The organism is Streptomyces sp. NPDC004658, assembly GCF_040609555.1.
Classification (GTDB): Bacteria; Actinomycetota; Actinomycetes; order Streptomycetales; family Streptomycetaceae; genus Streptomyces.
In genome coordinates, this window is the sequence record NZ_JBEXKG010000442.1 from 1 (window position 1) to 1,062 (window position 1,062).

Annotated in this window: 1 protein-coding gene and 1 pseudogene; both read right to left on the reverse strand. The window is 72.4% G+C overall.

Annotated features, from left to right (window positions below):
• Positions 1 to 237, reverse strand: a pseudogene (locus tag ABZV94_RS42015) (hypothetical protein); the annotation flags it as partial.
• 163 nt (positions 238 to 400) lie between these two features.
• Positions 401 to 1,062 (reverse strand): cellulose-binding domain-containing protein (locus tag ABZV94_RS42020; RefSeq protein ID WP_356350443.1); only part of this gene is annotated, 662 nt, incomplete at its 5' end.

The following is a 1,062-nucleotide window of genomic DNA, read 5'->3' on the forward strand; positions in this document are numbered from 1 at the left end:
CTCCTCGTCGTCCGCCGCCTCCGTGGCGAAGGGCTCGCCGTCAGGCACCGCGTCCTCGGGCGCGGCCTCCGCGACGTCCTTGTCCGGCGCGGCGTCCTCGGGTGCGGTCTCCTCGGTCTGCTCCGGGTCCTCGTCCGCCTTCGCGGCGGTTCGGGGGGCCGTGAGACCAGGGATGTACGCCGGGTCTGTCCCTGCGGCGTACGCGGGCTGAGTGTTGGGATCTATGCGCTGCTCCACGGCGGGCAGTATGGCCGACGAACCTGTACGGGGCCAGTGAGACCGGTTGTTCACCGGGCTTCGGACACGACAGGGGCGGCGCGGACCGCACGGCGACGCCAGGGGCGGGCCCATCCGCTCGGCCCGCCCCTCCCCCCGTCCCTCATCCCCCTCCGCCCGTTGGTCAGCCGGTGGAACAGGCCTCGTCACCGAGGGCGAACGCGGCCGGCACGGCGTTGCCGCCCGTCAGGGTGCCGGTGAAGCCGAAGCCCACCGATGCGCCCGGCGCCACCCTCCCGTTCCAGGAGACACTGGCCGCCGTCACCTTCGCCCCGTCCTGCGCGAGCGTCGCGTTCCACATCTGGGTGACCTTCTGGCCGTCCACGAACGTCCACCCCAGCCGCCAGCTGTCCAGGGCCTGCGTCCCGGTGTTGGTGAGCGTCACATCGGCCTGGAAGCCGCCGGACCACTGATTCGTGACCTTGTACGCCACCGAACAGGCCGCGTCCCCGGGCGGGTTCCCCGGGTCGGTGCCGGGGTCCGTGCCCGGATCGGTGCCCGGGTCCGTGCCGCCCCCGTCACCGTCCGACGCGTCGCCGTACATGATTCCGCGCCCGTTGGTCGAGAGGTAGACCCGCCCGTAGATCCTCGGGTCACCGGTGATGGACGCACCGATCCAGCCCCACTGGTGGGCGTCGTCGTTGATCCGCGTCCAGGTCGTACCCGCGTCCGTGGAACGGAAGACGCCACGCACGCCGCTGATCTTCGCCGTGACGAAGAGCGTCTGGTACGACGACCCGGCGGCCGCCTTGCCGAAGCCGACCGAGTCCGCCTGCCCGACCCCGG